Consider the following 15824-nt stretch of genomic DNA (forward strand, 5'->3'; position numbering starts at 1 on the left):
AATGCGATGACGTGGAAGCCGGGCGGACGGGCCAGGACCGCTCAACCGAACACCCTTGCCCACAACCGAGCGCCCACCTACCCTGATTTTGTGCCGCAAATAAACAAAGCCCGGTCGCACAGCGCCGTGCGGGGCAGTCGCAGCGACCTCAGCCGGCTCCGCATCGCCCTCACCGTCTTCTTCGCTCTCGACGGCTTCATCTTCGCCGGATGGGTCGTCCGCATCCCCGCGATCAAGGAACGGACGGGTGCCTCCGCCAGCGCCCTCGGCCTCGCCCTCCTCGGCGTGTCGGCCGGCGCGGTGATCACCATGATGCTGACCGGCCGCCTGTGCGGGCGCTACGGCACCCACCGCGTCACCGTCGCCTGCGCCGTCCTGCTCTCCCTCAGCGTCGCGCTGCCGCCCCTGACCCACTCCGCGGTCGCGCTCGGCACCGTCCTGCTGCTGTTCGGCGCGGCCTACGGCAGCCTCAACGTGGCGTTCAACAGCGCCGCCGTCGATCTCGTGGCCACCCTGCGCCGGCCGATCATGCCCAGCTTCCACGCAGCCTTCAGCCTCGGGGGCATGATCGGCGCCGGTCTCGGCGGACTCGTCGCCGGCAGCCTCTCCCCCGTCCGGCACCTGTTCGGGCTCACCCTGATCGGCCTGCTCGTCACCGCCGTCGCGGGCCGGACCCTGCTGCGCATCCAGCCCCCGAGCGCCCCGGAGGACACCACCCACCAGCCCTCCGCACCGCGCCGCCCGAACCCCCGGACCCGCGGTCTCGTCATCACCTTCGGCCTGATCGCCCTGTGCACGGCCTACGGCGAGGGCGCCCTGGCCGACTGGAGCGCGCTGCACCTGGAGCACGACCTCGACGCCGCACCCGGGGTCGCGGCGGTCGGCTACTCCTGCTTCGCGCTCGCCATGACCATCGGCCGTCTGACCGGCACCAGGCTGCTCGAACGCCTCGGCCAGACCCGCACGCTCGTGGGCGGCGGCGCCACCGCCGCACTCGGCATGCTGCTCGGCGCCCTCGCCCCCTCCGTCTGGGCCGCGCTCCTCGGCTTCATGATCACCGGGCTCGGTCTCGCCAACCTCTTCCCCGTCGCCGTCGAGCGTGCGGGCAGGCTGGCCGGACCGGACGGGGTCGCGATCGCCTCCACCCTCGGCTACGGCGGCATGCTCCTCGGGCCGCCCGCGATCGGTTTCATGGCCGACTGGTTCTCCCTACCCGCCGCCCTCACCAGCGTGGCGGTCCTCGCCGCGACAGCCGCGGCCATCGCCCTGCTGACCCGCCGGGCGGCGGGCTGAACAAGGCATCCCGGCGGCGGTGGGCCTGCGCGACCCCCTTGACGTCACCGCCCGGACACCCCGGCACATCCGCCATCCGCCTGCTGCACGGGGCAGGACTCAGCGTCGGGGCATGCCTACGACTCACCGTCTCGTACGCCTGTTCCGCCGCCCCGCCACCACACTTCGCCGCCCCCGCCACCCCGCGACCACACCCCCCCCCAGGCCCCACCGCCCCGCGACCGCACCCCCCAGGCCCCACCGCCCCGCGAACACACTCCCCCGCCCTCCGCCGTCCCGCCCTCGGCCGTCCCGCCCTCCGCCTCCGCAGTCCCGCCCTCCCCGTCCCGCGTTCAGCGCCGTGACCAGCGGCTCCATGCCGCCCCATGGCAACCGCACCCCCTCACTCCCGCCGACCGATCGACCGATCATGTCGACTTGCCGTCGAATTCGAACACGCGATCTAATCCGACTATGGCGAACCACAGGGTCGACTACCTCACCAGCACCCAGGAGCAGATCCTGCGCTGCATCCGCGAGTCGATCACCGAGCGCGGCGAAGCCCCCACCGTGCGGGAGATCGGCGCGTGGGTCGGCCTGCGCAGCCGTTCCTCCGTCCACTACCACCTGGGCCGGATCGAGGCGCTCGGGTACATCGCCCGCGAGCCGCACAGACCGCGCGGGATCAGACTCACATGACCGTCCCCGCGCCCGATCCGCAGCGTTTCCACCTCACGGTGTCCTCCAGCGGCCGCCCGGTGATGCACGGCTGGTGGTCGCGGGAGGCCACGGCCCGCGACAAGTTCCGGGACTGGATCGGCGCGTACGGCGGGATGCCGGCCGCACACCTCCTGCTGGCCGAGCGGACCGGGGACGACGAGCGGCCGGTGGAGAGCTGGCCCGTGGACGCCCCGCCCGGGCACCGGGCCGAGGCCGGGCGCTCCGGGTCCGGGGAGAGCGGCAGCCCTACCGGCCCGCCTCCTCGGGACCGTCGGCCACCGACGGGTGGACGTACCGGCCCTCGTCGAACGGCGTGAACCACTCCTCGAACGCCACGAGTTCGATCCCGAGGGGATGGCCGAGCGTCTCCTCGTCGTCGCCGTCGAGCGAGCCGTCGTGGAGCCACTCGTGATCCATGTCCTCGAAGACGTGGCCGGCGAAGGCGTCGAGCGCCGCCGAGACGTCGTCGTCGAGAAGGCCGTAGACCTCCAGGGTCGCCGTCGCCTCGCGCAGGAGGAACCGCAGGGCGAGCTCCTCGGCCACACAGCCGAGCCGCCGGAAGCTTCCGTCGGTGAAGCGGGTGGTCAGGGCGATCACGGTCACCAGGAAGCGGCGGGCGAACAGGGCGTCGTAGCGCAGGGCGTACCGGTCGGGCAGCCGCTCCAGGTGCCACAGGGGCCCTTCGCATTCGGCGACGCTGCTGTCCTCCTGCGTCAGGACCTGCACGTCCTCGAACAGCTCGGCGATCAGAACGTCGGTCGCGAGGACGAGCGCACCGGCCACGAGCGCGGCACCCTCCGGAGAGACGGAGAAGCCCGCGGCCTCGTCCTCCCGCCCCTCCGCGCCGTCGAGAACGCCGAGGGCGGCGGGAGGGAACGAGCGCAGCCGATCCGCCAGTTCCAGCATCCGGTTCCGTACGGACTTCGCCCGTACGTCCGCGTCGTACTCCTCGCCGACGCGCTCACCGGCCGGGGGCTGTGTGTGCCGGGCCTTGCGGGCGGCCGGGTCGTCGGGCGGGACGTCGGGACCGTCGGCGGCGTCGAGGCTCTCCTTGGCGAGATCCTGGTGGAGTTCGACCTCGCAGCGCTCGATCCGCCAGTCCGCGAGCAGTTCGGAGCGCTCCAGCAGTTCGTCCACCAGGACCTGCACCGCGTCCTCGGCGAACTCCAGCGCCGGAGCGTCCACGAAGACCTTCAGCAGGGCGCCGTCCGGGTGGACGGCCACGATGCTGTCGAGGAGCTCGGCTTCCGCACCGTCGGCGCCCTCCAGGGACTTGACGGACTGGAATCCGTCCTCGAGGAGGGCCACGGCGCCCGCTCGCTGGAGGGGGTCCATCTCCGGAGTGCCTTCCGGGATGCGGGTGTCCACAGTCACTACGTACGTCACACACCGAGCTTCGCAGGAAGGAACCGTTCTGCGCGGAAGAACGGCTGGTCCGCGCGGTCTGTTCGCGATCAGTTACCCGTTGCATCACTCCGCTGCCCGTTGCATCACTCCGCTGCCCGTTGCGTCACTCCGCGTGAGCCACTGCCTCCTCCCGCAGCTGGACGGCCGCCGCCAGACTCAGCTTCGGCTCCGCCTTGCGCAGCGCCCGCACCGCCGCCACCGAGGTGATGTCACCCGTGAAGCCGACCTCGGCCAGCCGGGAGCGGACCCAGCGGGCGCGCAACTCCGCCTCGGTGGCGGCCGCGGTGGACTCGACGAGGGCGGCGGCGCGTTCCAGCCCGGGGCGCTCCTCGGGGGTGGCCTCGGCCAGCGCCTGCCGCAGGGCCGCACCGACCAGGTCGGCGTCCCTGACGAGCAGCACGAAGTTGTGTTTCTTGTTCAGTCCCGTGATTCCCGGCATGCGGATCATCGTGAGGGTCATGTCCCGCCCGCGCCAAGCGACTTGAGGAGCTTCAGAGGCTCACTTCCAGGACCCGCTTCACCGTCGAGACAGTTTCATATTGAACAACCGAGGAGTAATCTGAAAATGTACGAAACCGTTTCGTTTGGATGAGGTGGGCATGGACGGCAGCGACAGGGGCGGCACCGGCACCGCCCGCGTCCCCCGCAACCGCCGCAGCAAGCTGACGCGGGCGCGGCAGGCGGAGCTGTTCACGAGCGTCCTGGACCTGCTGCGGGAGGTCGGCTACGACAGCCTCACCATGGAGGCCGTCGCCGCCCGCACCCGGTGCAGCAAGGCCACCCTCTACCGCCAGTGGACGGGAAAGCCGCAGCTGGTCGCCGAGGCGCTGCGCCATGAGAAGCCCGTCGCCCTGGCCGGTATCGACACCGGCTCGCTGCGCGGCGACTTCCTGGCGGTGGTGGACCGGTTGAGCAAGCGGCAGATCGAGCGGGACACCGCACTGCTGCGCGGGCTCGTCCAGGCCTCCCACGCCCACCCCGACCTGCTCGAGGCGCTGCGCGAGCTGTTCGTGTTCCCCGAACTGACCGCTCTCGCCGAGTTGTTGGGACATGCCGTCGAGCGGGGTGAGGTCTCCCCGGACACCCCGGCCCTGCGCTTCGTCCCGCACGCGCTCGTCGGCCTGCTGCTCGCCCACCAGCTGGCGGAGGCCCGGCCGGCCGACCCCGCCTTCGTCCGGGACTACGTCGACGCGGTGGTCCTGCCCGCCCTGGACGTCTGAGCGCCTCCCCGGGCGGCCGACGAGGCGGGCAGGGCGTCCCCGCCTCGCGCCGACCGCCCGCGCTACCCCCCGGGGCCTCAGCCCAGCTTCTTCAGCAGTTCGTCAGCGAGCGGCGCGGAGGACGCCGGGTTCTGCCCGGTCACCAGGTTGCCGTCGACGATCACGTGCGGGGCCCACGGCTCGGCCGCGTCGACCAGCACACCCGCCTCGGTGAGCCGGTCCTGGAGCAGCCACTTCGCCTTGTCGGCGAGGCCCGCCTGGGTCTCCTCGGCGTTGGTGAACGCGGCCACCCGGCGCCCGGCGAACGCGTTGGAGCCGTCGGCCCCGGTCGCGGCGAGCAGCGCGGCGGGAGCGTGGCAGACGACACCGAGGGGCTTGCCGCTCTCCAGGGCGGCGGTGAGCAGCCGGCCGGAGTCCGCGTCGACCGCCAGGTCCTCCATCGGGCCGTGGCCGCCGGGGTAGAACACGGCCGCGTAGTCGTCGAGGCGCACGTCCTCCAGGCGCAGGGGCCGCTGGAGTTCGGCGGCCGAGGCGAGCACCCCGGCGATGCGGTCGGCGTTCTCCTGCCCGCCGTTGACCTCGGCGGCGAGGCTGCCCTTGTCCACGGTCGGCACGACTCCACCGGGGGTGGCCACCACGATCTCGTGGCCGGCGGCCTTGAAGGCCTCGTACGGGGCGACGGCCTCCTCGGCCCAGAAGCCGGTGGGGTGCTGCGAACCGTCGGCCAGCGTCCAGTGATCGGCGCCGGTCATCACAAAAAGGATCTTCGACATGGTGAAACCGTAGTCCCGCCCCGGCTGGGCGGGCCAATAGGCTCACGCATATGAGGGATAGGAACACCAATGGCTCCGGGGAGCCCGCGCGGAGCGTCGCCGCCCCGCTGGACCTGAATCTGCTGCGGACGTTCCTAACGGTCCACCGCACCGGCTCCTTCACCGCCGCCGCGCGCCTTCTGGGCCTCTCCCAGCCCACGGTCACCACCCAGATCCGCAGTCTGGAACGGCAGTTGGGCCACGAGCTGTTCGAGCGCCAGGCGCGGGGCGTGACCCCGGCACCGCACGCGGACGAGCTCGCCGCCCGAATCGTGCGACCCCTGGACGAGCTGGCCGCGGTCGCCGGGCCCGCCGACGGCGCGGACGACGCCCCGGCCGAGCCGGTACACCTGGCCGGCCCCGCCGAGCTGCTGTCCCGCTGTGTGCTGCCGGGGCTGTCTCCCCTGGTGGACGCGGGGGTACGGCTACGCATCACGCCGGGTCTGACCGAACCGCTCCTGGAGGATCTGCGCGCGGGCCGGCACGACCTGGTGATCGCCACCTTCCGGCCCCGCGGCCGCGCCCTCACGGCCCTGCCACTGACCGACGAGGAGTTCGTCCTGGTCACGTCCCCCACCCAGGCGAGACGGCTCACCTCCCCCGCCCGCCTCCAGGCCGCCCTGCACGCCGTCCCCCTCGTCGCCTACGCCGAGGACCTGCCCATCGTGCGCCGGTACTGGCGGCACGTGTTCGGGGGGCGCCTGGTGCGGCAGCCCGAGGTGACCATGCCCGACCTGAACGCGGTCAAGGCCGCCGTCGTCGGCGGCACCGGATTCACCGTGCTGCCCCGCTACCTGTGCGCCGCGGAGCTGGCGTCGGGATCACTGGTCCTGCTGCACGATCCCGAGGACCCGCCCATCAACACCAGCTTCCTGGTGCAGCGGCCCGGCACCTCCGGCAACCCGCACGTGGCCGTGGTCCGCGACCACCTGCTGGCGGCGGCCCGCGACTGGTAGTCCCGCCGGGCGTCGCCGTGGGGCACACTCCCCCCATGGAGACAGCCGAGTTCATCCGGATCCTGGAGCGTGAAGGCCGGTCGCTGGCGTCGGCCGCGGAGCGGGCGGGTACCGACGCCAAGGTGCCGACCTGCCCGCAGTGGCAGGTGCGGGATCTGCTCAGGCACACGGGGGTGGTGCATCGGTGGGCGACCGCGTTCGTGGCCGAGGGACACACCGCGTTCCGCCCCATGGCCGACGAACCCGCCCTGGACGGCGAGGAGTTGCTGGCCTGGTTCCGCAGCGGCCACCGTCGTCTCGTCGACACGCTCGACTCGGCGGCACCCGATGTGGAGTGCTGGCACTTCCTGCCCGCCCCCTCACCGCTGGCTTTCTGGGCCCGGCGCCAGGCGCACGAGACGGCCGTGCACCGCTTCGACGCGGAGGCGGCCCGCGGCGGCACCCACGGCGAGATCGCCCGGGACTTCGCGGCCGAGCTCGGGCCGGACTTCGCAGCCGACGGCATCGACGAGTTGCTGCGCGGGTTCCACGCCCGCGCGAAGAGCGGGGCCCGCAGCGCCGAGCCCCGGGTCCTGCGGGTGCGGGCGGGCGACACCGACGGCGCGGTGTGGACCGTACGGCTGAGCGAGGAGCCGCCCGCGGCGGAGCGCGGGGAGCAGGGGCCCGCCGACTGCGAGGTGTCCGGGCCGGCGGCGGACCTGTATCTGGCGCTGTGGAACCGGCTGCCGTTCCCCCGCGTGACCGGGGACGCCTCGGTCGCCGAGCTCTGGCGGCAGCGGTCCGCCGTGGACTAGGAAGACGCCCCCTGACCAGGAGGGCCGCCGCGGACAAGAGGGCCGCCGTGGTCAAGAGGGCCGCCGTGGACAAGAGGGCCGCCGCGGACAAGAGGGCCGCCGCGGACCAGAAGGGCCGCCGCGACCAGGAGGCCTGCCGCGGCCAGGAGGCCCGCCACGGACTAGGAGGGCTCCAGCATCCTGGTGAGGACCGCGCGCTGCACCGGAAGGGCGTCGCCGTGCAGCGCGCGTCCCTTCGGGGTGAGCGACACCCGGACGCCCCGGCGGTCCTCCGCGCACATCCCGCGTTCGACGAGGCCGTCCTTCTCCAGGCGGGCGATCAGCCGGGACAGGGCGCTCTGGCTCAGGTGGACGCGCTCGGAGATCTCCTGGACCCGGTAGGCGCAGTCGCCGTCGGCCAGGACGTCCAGCACCTCGAAGTCACTCGCGCACAGGCCGTGGCCGTGCAGCGCGCGGTCCAGTTCGCACTGCGTGCGCGCGTGCAGGGCCAGGATGCCCCGCCACTGCTCCGCCAGCTCCCGCTCGGGCTTCATCGCCACCATGCGCGGCACCGTAGCAGAGAACACAGATTATTGCACCGGAATTAAATGCATTTGCATTCGATGCATACGCATGTAGTGTCTTCGGCATGACCTCTCCGCTCACCACCCCCGCGGACCCTTCCTCAGCGGTCCGCTGGACACCCAGGCTCTGGGGCACCCTGCTGGTGCTGTGCGCCGCCATGTTCCTGGACGCGCTGGACGTGTCGATGGTCGGCGTCGCCCTGCCCTCCATCGGCGCCGACCTGGACCTCTCGACCTCGACGCTGCAATGGATCGTCAGCGGCTACATCCTCGGCTACGGCGGTCTCCTGCTCCTGGGCGGCCGGGCCGCCGACCTGCTGGGCCGCCGTCAGGTCTTCCTGGTGGCGCTCGGCGTCTTCGCGGTCGCCTCGCTGCTCGGCGGCCTCGTCGACTCGGGGCCGCTGCTGATCGCCAGCCGGTTCATCAAGGGCCTGAGCGCCGCCTTCACCGCGCCCGCGGGCCTGTCCATCATCACCACGACGTTCCCCGAGGGCCCGCTGCGCAACCGCGCGCTCTCCATCTACACCACCTGCGCCGCCACCGGCTTCTCCATGGGCCTGGTGCTCTCCGGCCTGCTCACCGAGGCCAGTTGGCGGCTGACCATGCTGCTGCCCGCCCCGATCGCGCTGCTCGCCCTGGTCGCCGGCCTGAAGCTGCTGCCGCGCAGCGCCCGGGAGAAGGACCACAACGGCTACGACGTCCCCGGCGCCGTTCTCGGCACCGCCTCGATGCTGCTGCTGGTCTTCACCGTCGTCCAGGCCCCGGAGTCCGGCTGGGCCTCCGCCCGCACCCTGCTGTCCTTCCTCGCCGTGGCCGCCCTGCTCACGGTGTTCGTCCTGGTCGAGCGGCGCTCGCCGGGCCCGCTGATCCGCCTCGGGGTGCTGCGCTCCGGCTCCCAGCTCCGGGCCCAGCTCGGCGCCATGGCCTTCTTCGGCTCGTACGTCGGCTTCCAGTTCCTGGTGACCCTGTACATGCAGTCGCTGCTCGGCTGGTCGGCGCTGCACACCGCGCTCGCCTTCCTGCCCGCCGGCGCTTTGGTGGCGGTTTCGTCCACGAAGGTCGGCTCGATCGTCGACCGGTTCGGCACCCACCGGCTGATCCCGGCCGGCTTCGCACTGATGGTCGTCGGGTACGGGCTGTTCCTGGGCGTCGACCTCAGCCCCGTGTACGCCGCCGCGATCCTGCCGTCGATGCTGCTCATCGGCGCCGCCTGCGCGCTGGTCTTCCCCTCGCTGAACATCCAGGCCACCAACGGCGTCGAGGACCACGAGCAGGGCATGGTCTCCGGACTGCTCAACACCTCGGTCCAGGTCGGCGGCGCGATCTTCCTGGCCGTCGTGACCGCCGTGGTGACCGCGGGCGCCCCCGAGCACGCCACCCCGCAGGCCGTCCTCGACAGCTACCGCCCCGGACTGATCGTGGTCACGGCCGTCGCCGCGGCCGGACTGCTGATCACCCTCACGGGAGTCCGCACCGCGCGCCGGCCGCAGCCGTCGGTCGTGGTCGCCAAGTCCACCGTGCGGGAGGCGGAGCGCGTCGCCGTACGCGACTAGCGCGACCAGGGGGACGCCTCCGGCACCGTGCGCCCGGCGGAGCATGCTTGCTCCGCCGGGCGCACGGCTGTGAGACTTCCAGGATGGAGACGTACGGGGGACGCCGGAGCCAGGCCGAGCGGGACGCCATCACCGTGGAGATCGGATACGCCCTGTGCAGCGCGCTGTTCGCGGCGGCGGTGCTGTTCGGGGCGGTGGCCGGGCCTGCGCTGCTGTTCGAACTTCCGGGCTCCGTCGAGCTGTTGCTGCTCCGCGTGGGGCTCGTTCTCGCTCCCCTGCTCTTCGTGGCGCGGGTGGTGAGCGTGCTGGTGCGGTTCCGGCGGGAGGGCGCTCAGCCCAGCCAGCCCGGTCGCACCAGTCCCGACTCGTAGGCCAGCACGACCAGTTGGGCCCGGTCGCGGGCGCCGAGCTTGACCATCGTGCGGCTGACGTGGGTCTTGGCGGTCAGGGGGCTGACGACCAGGCGCCGGGCGATCTCGTCGTTGGACAGGCCGATACCGACCAGGGCCATCACCTCCCGTTCCCGCTCGGTGAGTTCGGCGAGGGCGCCGTCGGCCGCGGGTTCCTTGGAGCGGGCCGCGAACTCGGCGATGAGACGGCGGGTCACACCCGGGGAGAGCAGCGCGTCCCCGCCGACCACCGCCCTTACGGCGCGCAGGAGTTCCTCCGGTTCGGTGTCCTTGACGAGGAAGCCGGAGGCGCCGGAGCGGATCGCCTCGAAGACGTACTCGTCGAGTTCGAAGGTGGTGAGCACGACCACCTTCACCTCGCCGAGAGCGGTGTCCTGCGTGATGCGCCGGGTCGCGGCGAGGCCGTCGAGCAGCGGCATCCGGATGTCCATCAGGACGATGTCGGGCCGCAGTTCACGCACCTTGCGGACCGCCTCCTCGCCGTCGGAGGCCTCCCCGGCCACCTCGATGTCCGGCTGGGCGTCGAGCAGTGCCCGGAAGCCCGCCCGCACGAGGGACTGGTCGTCGGCGAGCAGTACGCGGATCACCGGTCGTCCTCCTTGGCCTTCACCTTGAGCGGCAGTACGGCGAGCACCCGGAACCCGCCGTCGGGACGCGGGCCCGCCTCGATGGTGCCACCGAGGGCCGCGGCCCGCTCCCGCATCCCGGCCAGGCCGTTGCCGCCGCCGCCCGCGTCGGCGCCGGTCGCGGGTCCGTCGTCGTCGACACGGAGCCGTAGGGCGTCCTTGTCGTGGTCGAGCCGCACGCGCGCGTGCCGCGATCCCGAGTGCCGTACGACGTTGGTGAGCGCCTCCTGGACGATGCGGAAGGCGGCGAGGTCGGCGCCGGGCGGCAGGGGCGGTGCCGTTCCGGTCACCTCGACGGTGAGGCCGGCGGACGCGGCCTGGGAGGTCAGCTCGGGGAGGCGGTCGAGCCCCGGGGCGGGGGTACGGGGCGCGTCGCCCGGGGTGCGCAGGGTGTCGAGGACCTGGCGGACCTCGCCGAGCGCCTCCTTGCTGGCGGCCTTGATGGTGGTGAGCGCGGTACGGGCCTGTTCGGGGTCCGAGTCGAGGAGGGCGAGGCCGACGCCCGCCTGGACGTTGATCACGGAGATGCTGTGGGCGAGGACGTCGTGGAGTTCGCGGGCGATCCGCAGCCGTTCCTCGTCGGCGCGGCGCCGGGCGGCCCGGGCGCGTTCGGCGCGCTCGCGGGCCCACTGTTCGCGCCGGGTGCGGGCGAGTTCCGACACGGCGACGATGGCCACCACCCAGGCCGCGACCACGCCCTCCTGCCCCCAGGGGGCGGCGGAGTCGTGGTCGGGCGGCAGCCACCTGAACAGCCAGTGGGCGACCAGGACGTGCCCGGCCCAGAGCATTCCGAGCGCGCTCCAGGCGGCCTTGCGGTGTCCGGTCACGACGGCGCTGAAACAGGCGAGGGCGACGGGGAGGAAGACGGGCCCGTAGGGGTATCCGGCGCCCAGGTACAGCACGGCGGCGACCGCGGTCCCGAAGACGACGAAGACCGGGTGCCGGTGCCGCCACAGCAGCAGCCCCGAGCCGATCACCAGGAGCGCCCGCGCGAACGGATCGAGTGCGGCCCGTGCCCCGGCCTGCTGGTGCGCCGCGAAGTTCGACCCCACGAGCACGAAGAGGGTCAGCAGCAGGGTGGACACCCACGGCCACCGGCTCTGCTGCCGCTCACCCCCGAACCGCTGCCACCACGGCGAACGATCCCCGCGCACGCCCCGCACACCGTCCATGACAGCCACGCTAGGGCCCCGTACCGGTCCGGGCGTCCTCTGAGCGGGGTGATCAGCCGTACTCCCGGCGAAGTACGCGAGCCAGGGGCCGGTCCGCGGTGTCCGGAACCGCTACCGCAGCCCCACGCCCCACCCCAACTGCCGTACCGCATGACGGAAGAACGGAGCGCGGGCTTCCACGACCCGGTTGAACTGGCCGAAGAGCTCGAAGCCGACCAGGCCGTAGAGCTGGGACCAGGCCGCCACCAGGGCCGTGACCGCCTCGGGCGGGAGGTCGGGGGCGAGGTCGGCGGCGATGCGGTCGGCCTCGGGGCGGAGTTCCTCGGGCAGTGGGGGAAGCGTGCGCAGGCCGCCCGGGGTGTGGTGGGCGTCGCGCACCACGCCGATCAGGAGGAGGCCGACGCGGGCGGCGGGCGGGACCGTCGTCTGCGGCGCGGTGTAGCCGGGGACGGGGGAGCCGTAGATCAGCGCGTACTCGTGCGGATGGTCGAGGGACCAGCCGCGGACCGCCTCGCACACCGTGACCCACCGGTCCAGAGGTTCCGCCCCCGCGGCCGCCTCGTGGGCCCGTTCCGCGCTCTCCCCCAGCGAGTCGTAGGCGTCGATGATCAGCGCGGTGAGGAGTTCGTCGCGGCTCGGGAAGTAGCGGTACAGCGCGGAGGAGACCATCCCCAGCTCGCGCGCCACGGCCCGCAGCGAGAGCTTGGCCGCCCCCTCGGCCGCGAGCTGCCGGCGCGCCTCGTCCTTGATGGCTGCGGTGACTTCGATCCGGGCGCGGGCCCGGGCGCCCTGTGCGGTGTTCATGGGCCTCAGTCTCGCAAAAAGAGAGCGGTGCACACAAGAGAGAGCGCCGCTCTTGCTTTGCCGTGCGGATGCGTGCAGACTGATGCCACGAAACGAGAGCACTGCTCTCTCAACTCGATGGGGAGACACCATGTCGTCGTCGCCGTACTACCTCAAGGGCAGCCCGCTCAACGTCCGACTCAACGGCGTCATCGGCTGGCTGGCCCGGCACGGCTTCAGCCTCGCGGGCACCGCGGAGATGTCGGTGCGCGGCCGCAAGAGCGGACAGTTGCAGCGGATCCCGGTCAACCCGCACACGTACGACGGCGGGCAGTACCTCGTCTCGGCGCGCGGGCACTCCCAGTGGGTGCGCAACATGCGCGCAGCCGGCGGCGGGGAGCTGCGAGTCGGCCGCAAGGTGCGCGAGTTCACCGCGGTGGAGCTGCCCGACGCGGAGAAGCTGCCGATCCTGCGGACCTATCTGGAGAAGTGGGGCTGGGAGGTCAACCAGTACTTCCAGGGCGTGACCGCGAAGTCCTCCGACGAGGAGATCGTCGCGGCCGCCCCGGACCACCCGGTGTTCCGGATCACGGTCAGGAAGTGACCGTGGGGCAGGCGCACCCCACGGACACCGACCGTCAGGACGCGGCCTCTTCGCCCTTGTCGGAGCCCTTGTCGGTCTCCCGCTCGCCCGAGCCCGCACCCCGCTCGGCCGGACGCGGGTCCAGGGCGGCCAGCGCCCGCTGGGCCATCGGCCGGCCCCGGACCAGCTCGCCCAGCGAGGTCGCGCCCTGGGTGATCTCCTTGAACGCGTTCCACGCGGGCCTGAAACCCGTCAGCGCCGCGTGGAAGAGGCCGGGGCGGCGCTCGAACGCGGTCAGCATCCGCTTGCCGACGCTCATCTCGACGCCGAGTCCCGCCTTGACGGCGAACGCGTAGTTCAGCGCCTGGCGCCGGGTGTCGACCGCGTCATGGGCCTCCGCGATCCGCACCGCCCACTCCCCCGCGAGCCGGCCGGAGCGCAGCGCGAAGGAGATGCCCTCACGGGTCCACGGCTCCAGCAGCCCGGCCGCGTCACCGCACACCAGCACCCGCCCGCGCGAGAGCGGCGAGTCGTCGGCACGGCAGCGGGTCAAGTGGCCGGAGGAGATGCTCGGTTCGAACCCCGCGAGGCCGAGCCGCGCGACGAAGTCCTCCAAGTACCGCTTGGTGGCCGCGCCTTCACCGCGCGCCGAGATCACGCCGACCGTCAGGGTGTCCCCCTTCGGGAAGACCCAGCCGTAACTGCCGGGCATCGGGCCCCAGTCGATGAGGACCCGGCCCTTCCAGTCCTCGGCGACGGTCTCCGGCACCGGGATCTCCGACTCGAGGCCGAGGTCGACCTGGTCGAGCTTGACCCCGACATGCGCTCCTATCCGGCTGGCGCTGCCGTCGGCCCCGACGACCGCCCGCGCGAGGACGGTCTCGCCGCCCTGGAGCACCACCGCGACCGTGCGCCGGTCCGGCACCGCCGAGCCGTGCTGCTCGACACGCTGCACGGTGACGCCCGTGCGCAGCTCGGCGCCCGCCTTCTGGGCGTGCTCGACGAGCTGCTGGTCGAACTCGGGCCGGTTGATCAGCCCGAACAGCATCTGCTTGGAGCGCCGGGTGCGGGTGAAACGGCCGTTGTTCGAGAAGGTGACCGCGTGCACCTTGTCCCGGAAGGGCAGCTCGAAGCCGGGCGGCAGCGCGTCCCGCGAGGGTCCGATGATGCCGCCGCCGCACGTCTTGTACCGCGGCAGCTCGGCCTTCTCCAGCAACAGCACACGCCGTCCCGTGACCGCCGCCGCGTAGGCGGCCGAGGCCCCCGCGGGTCCCGCGCCCACCACGACGACGTCCCACACCCGCTGCGCCTCGTCCCGGACGCCGTCCGCCGGGGAGTCGCCCGCCGAGGGGCCGGCCGCCGAAGAGCCGTCCGTCGAAGGGTCGCCCGCCGAAGAGTTCTCGCTGCTCACGATGGTCTACTGCTCCTGATCAAGCCGCTGCCGCACCTGTCTCCCGCATCCTACGGCGGGCCCGCCCACAACCCACTGTGGGAGGATCTACGGCACTCACAGGTACAACGTCGCACCCACAAGGAGCGTGCCCATGTCGTCGAATCCGGTCGCCGAGACCGTCGCCTCGCTGATGCCGAGGGCGCGGGCGGAGCTCACCGAACTGGTGGCGTTCAGGTCGGTGGCGGACTTCGAGCAGTTCCCGAGGAGCGAGAGCGAGGCCGCCGCGAACTGGGTCGCGGACGCGCTCAGGGCCGAGGGTTTCCAGGACGTGGCCCTGCTCGACACCCCGGACGGCACGCAGTCGGTCTACGGCTACCTGCCGGGCCCCGAGGGCGCGAAGACCGTCCTGCTCTACGCCCACTACGACGTGCAGCCCCCGCTGGACGAGGCGGGCTGGCAGACCCCGCCCTTCGAGCTCACCGAGCGCGAGGACGGCCGCTGGTACGGGCGCGGGGCCGCCGACTGCAAGGGCGGGCTGATCATGCACCTGCTCGCGCTGCGCGCCCTGAAGGCCGACGGCGGGATCCCGGTGCACGTCAAGTTCATCGCCGAGGGCTCGGAGGAGCAGGGCACGGGCGGCCTGGAGAGGTACGCCGAGGCGCACCCCGGGCTCCTCGACGCGAACGCCGTCGTCATCGGCGACGCGGGCAACTTCCGCACCGGTCTGCCGACGGTGACCGCGACCCTGCGCGGCATGACCATGATGCGGGTCCGGATCGACACCCTGGAGGGCAACCTCCACTCGGGCCAGTTCGGCGGTGCCGCCCCGGACGCGCTGGCGGCGCTGATCCGGGTCCTGGACTCGCTGCGCGCGAAGGACGGCTCCACCACGATCGACGGGCTCACCCCGGACGCGTCCTGGGAGGGCCTCGCGTACGACGAGGAGCAGTTCCGCAAGGACGCGAAGGTCCTGGACGGGGTGGAGCTGATCGGCGACGGCACGGTGGCCGACCGCATCTGGGCCCGCCCGGCGGTCACGGTCCTCGGCATCGACTGCCCGCCGGTGGTCGGCGCCACCCCGTCCGTGCAGGCGAGCGCCCGCGCCCTGGTCAGCCTGCGGGTGCCGCCGGGCATCGACGCGGCGGAGGCGAACAAGCTGCTGCGGGCCCACATCGAGGCGCACACGCCGTGGGGTGCCCGTGTGAGCATCGAACAGGTCGGCCAGGGTCAGCCGTTCAGCGCGGACACCACCAGCCCCGCCTACGCGGCGATGGCCGAGGCGATGGCGGTGGCCTACCCGGGCCAGGAGATGCAGTACGCCGGCCAGGGCGGCTCGATCCCCCTGTGCAACACCCTCGCATCGCTCTACCCGCACGCGGAGATCCTCCTCATCGGCCTGAGCGAACCGGCGGCCCAGATCCACGCCGTGAACGAGAGCGTCTCCCCGCAGGAGCTGGAGCGCCTGTCGATCACGGAGGCCCTGTTCCTGCGCAACTACGCGGCGAGCTGATCGACGGCTCCGCGCTCGGCGGAAAGGCCCTCGCCCGCGGCCGGGGGCCT

Annotated in this window: 18 protein-coding genes; 10 read left to right on the plus strand and 8 right to left on the minus strand. The window is 72.7% G+C overall.

The window, feature by feature from the left end; all coding sequences use genetic code 11:
• The first annotated feature begins 126 nt into the window (after positions 1-126).
• The 3 genes from AQJ54_RS23410 (at position 127) to AQJ54_RS45725 (ending at position 2309) form a co-directional block, all read left to right on the plus strand.
• Complete coding sequence (locus AQJ54_RS23410) at positions 127-1293, plus strand: MFS transporter (RefSeq protein ID WP_062240694.1); 1167 nt, start codon at positions 127-129, stop codon at positions 1291-1293.
• Positions 1294-1746: 453 nt separating this feature from the next.
• Positions 1747-1971 (plus strand): LexA family protein, encoded by a 225-nt coding sequence (locus tag AQJ54_RS23415; RefSeq protein WP_062026505.1) that lies wholly within the window; start codon positions 1747-1749, stop codon positions 1969-1971.
• Entirely contained in the window at positions 1968-2309 is a 342-nt protein-coding gene (locus tag AQJ54_RS45725) for a hypothetical protein (RefSeq protein ID WP_159055546.1), read from the plus strand. The genes AQJ54_RS23415 and AQJ54_RS45725 overlap by 4 nt, the downstream gene beginning before the upstream one ends.
• On the opposite strand, the gene AQJ54_RS23420 is transcribed toward AQJ54_RS45725, so the two are convergent.
• Positions 2239-3378 carry a hypothetical protein gene (locus tag AQJ54_RS23420; protein WP_062240696.1) on the minus strand — a complete coding sequence of 380 codons (1140 nt, stop codon included), beginning with the start codon at positions 3376-3378 and terminating at the stop codon, positions 2239-2241. The genes AQJ54_RS45725 and AQJ54_RS23420 overlap by 71 nt on opposite strands.
• Before the next feature lie 124 nt (positions 3379-3502).
• A complete protein-coding gene (locus tag AQJ54_RS23425; protein WP_062026625.1) occupies positions 3503-3838 on the minus strand; it encodes a hypothetical protein in 336 nt (111 codons plus the stop codon).
• A gap of 160 nt (positions 3839-3998) precedes the next feature.
• Here AQJ54_RS23425 and AQJ54_RS23430 point away from each other — a divergent pair, with 160 nt between their 5' ends.
• Positions 3999-4619, plus strand: a complete 621-nt coding sequence (locus tag AQJ54_RS23430) for a TetR/AcrR family transcriptional regulator (RefSeq protein WP_062240698.1) — start codon at positions 3999-4001, stop codon at positions 4617-4619.
• 77 nt (positions 4620-4696) lie between these two features.
• Here the strand turns inward: AQJ54_RS23430 and AQJ54_RS23435 are convergent, their stop codons facing one another.
• Complete coding sequence (locus AQJ54_RS23435) at positions 4697-5392, minus strand: type 1 glutamine amidotransferase domain-containing protein (protein ID WP_062240702.1); 696 nt, start codon at positions 5390-5392, stop codon at positions 4697-4699.
• 50 nt (positions 5393-5442) lie between these two features.
• Here AQJ54_RS23435 and AQJ54_RS23440 point away from each other — a divergent pair, with 50 nt between their 5' ends.
• Together AQJ54_RS23440 and AQJ54_RS23445 are read left to right on the plus strand one after the other, a co-directional pair.
• On the plus strand, positions 5443-6387 hold the full coding sequence (locus tag AQJ54_RS23440; protein ID WP_062240704.1) for a LysR family transcriptional regulator: 945 nt from the start codon (positions 5443-5445) through the stop codon (positions 6385-6387).
• 35 nt (positions 6388-6422) lie between these two features.
• Positions 6423-7181 carry a maleylpyruvate isomerase family mycothiol-dependent enzyme gene (locus AQJ54_RS23445; protein ID WP_062240705.1) on the plus strand — a complete coding sequence of 253 codons (759 nt, stop codon included), beginning with the start codon at positions 6423-6425 and terminating at the stop codon, positions 7179-7181.
• A gap of 161 nt (positions 7182-7342) precedes the next feature.
• Here the strand turns inward: AQJ54_RS23445 and AQJ54_RS23450 are convergent, their stop codons facing one another.
• Complete coding sequence (locus tag AQJ54_RS23450) at positions 7343-7723, minus strand: MarR family winged helix-turn-helix transcriptional regulator (protein WP_062240707.1); 381 nt, start codon at positions 7721-7723, stop codon at positions 7343-7345.
• An 86-nt stretch (positions 7724-7809) separates the two neighbouring features.
• Here AQJ54_RS23450 and AQJ54_RS23455 point away from each other — a divergent pair, with 86 nt between their 5' ends.
• On the plus strand, positions 7810-9297 hold the full coding sequence (locus AQJ54_RS23455) for an MFS transporter (protein ID WP_062240712.1): 1488 nt from the start codon (positions 7810-7812) through the stop codon (positions 9295-9297).
• An 83-nt stretch (positions 9298-9380) separates the two neighbouring features.
• Positions 9381-9668 (plus strand): DUF6332 family protein, encoded by a 288-nt coding sequence (locus AQJ54_RS23460; protein ID WP_062240714.1) that lies wholly within the window; start codon positions 9381-9383, stop codon positions 9666-9668.
• On the opposite strand, the gene AQJ54_RS23465 is transcribed toward AQJ54_RS23460, so the two are convergent.
• The 3 genes from AQJ54_RS23465 to AQJ54_RS23475 all read right to left on the minus strand — a co-directional run bounded on the left by AQJ54_RS23465 (position 9629) and on the right by AQJ54_RS23475 (position 12309).
• A complete protein-coding gene (locus tag AQJ54_RS23465) occupies positions 9629-10294 on the minus strand; it encodes a response regulator (protein ID WP_062026496.1) in 666 nt (221 codons plus the stop codon). The two genes, AQJ54_RS23460 and AQJ54_RS23465, sit on opposite strands and share 40 nt — an antisense overlap.
• Positions 10291-11505, minus strand: a complete 1215-nt coding sequence (locus tag AQJ54_RS23470; RefSeq protein ID WP_062240716.1) for a sensor histidine kinase — start codon at positions 11503-11505, stop codon at positions 10291-10293. The genes AQJ54_RS23465 and AQJ54_RS23470 overlap by 4 nt, the downstream gene beginning before the upstream one ends.
• Before the next feature lie 111 nt (positions 11506-11616).
• Positions 11617-12309, minus strand: coding sequence for a TetR/AcrR family transcriptional regulator (locus tag AQJ54_RS23475; protein WP_062240718.1), 693 nt, complete (start codon positions 12307-12309; stop codon positions 11617-11619).
• 130 nt (positions 12310-12439) lie between these two features.
• Here AQJ54_RS23475 and AQJ54_RS23480 point away from each other — a divergent pair, with 130 nt between their 5' ends.
• Entirely contained in the window at positions 12440-12892 is a 453-nt protein-coding gene (locus tag AQJ54_RS23480) for a nitroreductase family deazaflavin-dependent oxidoreductase (RefSeq protein ID WP_062026493.1), read from the plus strand.
• Between the two features lie 34 nt (positions 12893-12926).
• Here AQJ54_RS23480 and AQJ54_RS23485 read toward each other — a convergent pair whose 3' ends face one another.
• On the minus strand, positions 12927-14171 hold the full coding sequence (locus AQJ54_RS23485) for a geranylgeranyl reductase family protein (RefSeq protein ID WP_062241301.1): 1245 nt from the start codon (positions 14169-14171) through the stop codon (positions 12927-12929).
• Positions 14172-14415: 244 nt separating this feature from the next.
• Between AQJ54_RS23485 and AQJ54_RS23490 the strand changes: the two genes are divergently transcribed.
• Positions 14416-15774: a dipeptidase gene (locus AQJ54_RS23490; protein ID WP_062026492.1), complete on the plus strand. Its 1359-nt coding sequence runs from the start codon at positions 14416-14418 to the stop codon at positions 15772-15774.
• The last annotated feature ends 50 nt before the right edge of the window (positions 15775-15824 follow it).

Origin of the sequence: Streptomyces griseorubiginosus (genome assembly GCF_001514195.1) — a bacterium.
Classification (GTDB): domain Bacteria; phylum Actinomycetota; class Actinomycetes; order Streptomycetales; family Streptomycetaceae; genus Streptomyces; species Streptomyces griseorubiginosus.

What these genes read in the sequence shown, in the direction of transcription:
- AQJ54_RS23415 (WP_062026505.1), top strand. Translation starts at nt 1,747, where the DNA reads ATGGCGAACCACAGGGTCGACTACCTCACCAGCACCCAGGAGCAGATC.
- AQJ54_RS45725 (WP_159055546.1), top strand. Translation starts at nt 1,968, where the DNA reads ATGACCGTCCCCGCGCCCGATCCGCAGCGTTTCCACCTCACGGTGTCC.
- AQJ54_RS23425 (WP_062026625.1), bottom strand. Translation starts at nt 3,838, where the DNA reads ATGCCGGGAATCACGGGACTGAACAAGAAACACAACTTCGTGCTGCTC.
- AQJ54_RS23430 (WP_062240698.1), top strand. Translation starts at nt 3,999, where the DNA reads ATGGACGGCAGCGACAGGGGCGGCACCGGCACCGCCCGCGTCCCCCGC.
- AQJ54_RS23435 (WP_062240702.1), bottom strand. Translation starts at nt 5,392, where the DNA reads ATGTCGAAGATCCTTTTTGTGATGACCGGCGCCGATCACTGGACGCTG.
- AQJ54_RS23440 (WP_062240704.1), top strand. Translation starts at nt 5,443, where the DNA reads ATGAGGGATAGGAACACCAATGGCTCCGGGGAGCCCGCGCGGAGCGTC.
- AQJ54_RS23445 (WP_062240705.1), top strand. Translation starts at nt 6,423, where the DNA reads ATGGAGACAGCCGAGTTCATCCGGATCCTGGAGCGTGAAGGCCGGTCG.
- AQJ54_RS23450 (WP_062240707.1), bottom strand. Translation starts at nt 7,723, where the DNA reads ATGGTGGCGATGAAGCCCGAGCGGGAGCTGGCGGAGCAGTGGCGGGGC.
- AQJ54_RS23455 (WP_062240712.1), top strand. Translation starts at nt 7,810, where the DNA reads ATGACCTCTCCGCTCACCACCCCCGCGGACCCTTCCTCAGCGGTCCGC.
- AQJ54_RS23460 (WP_062240714.1), top strand. Translation starts at nt 9,381, where the DNA reads ATGGAGACGTACGGGGGACGCCGGAGCCAGGCCGAGCGGGACGCCATC.
- AQJ54_RS23470 (WP_062240716.1), bottom strand. Translation starts at nt 11,505, where the DNA reads ATGGACGGTGTGCGGGGCGTGCGCGGGGATCGTTCGCCGTGGTGGCAG.
- AQJ54_RS23475 (WP_062240718.1), bottom strand. Translation starts at nt 12,309, where the DNA reads ATGAACACCGCACAGGGCGCCCGGGCCCGCGCCCGGATCGAAGTCACC.
- AQJ54_RS23480 (WP_062026493.1), top strand. Translation starts at nt 12,440, where the DNA reads ATGTCGTCGTCGCCGTACTACCTCAAGGGCAGCCCGCTCAACGTCCGA.
- AQJ54_RS23490 (WP_062026492.1), top strand. Translation starts at nt 14,416, where the DNA reads ATGTCGTCGAATCCGGTCGCCGAGACCGTCGCCTCGCTGATGCCGAGG.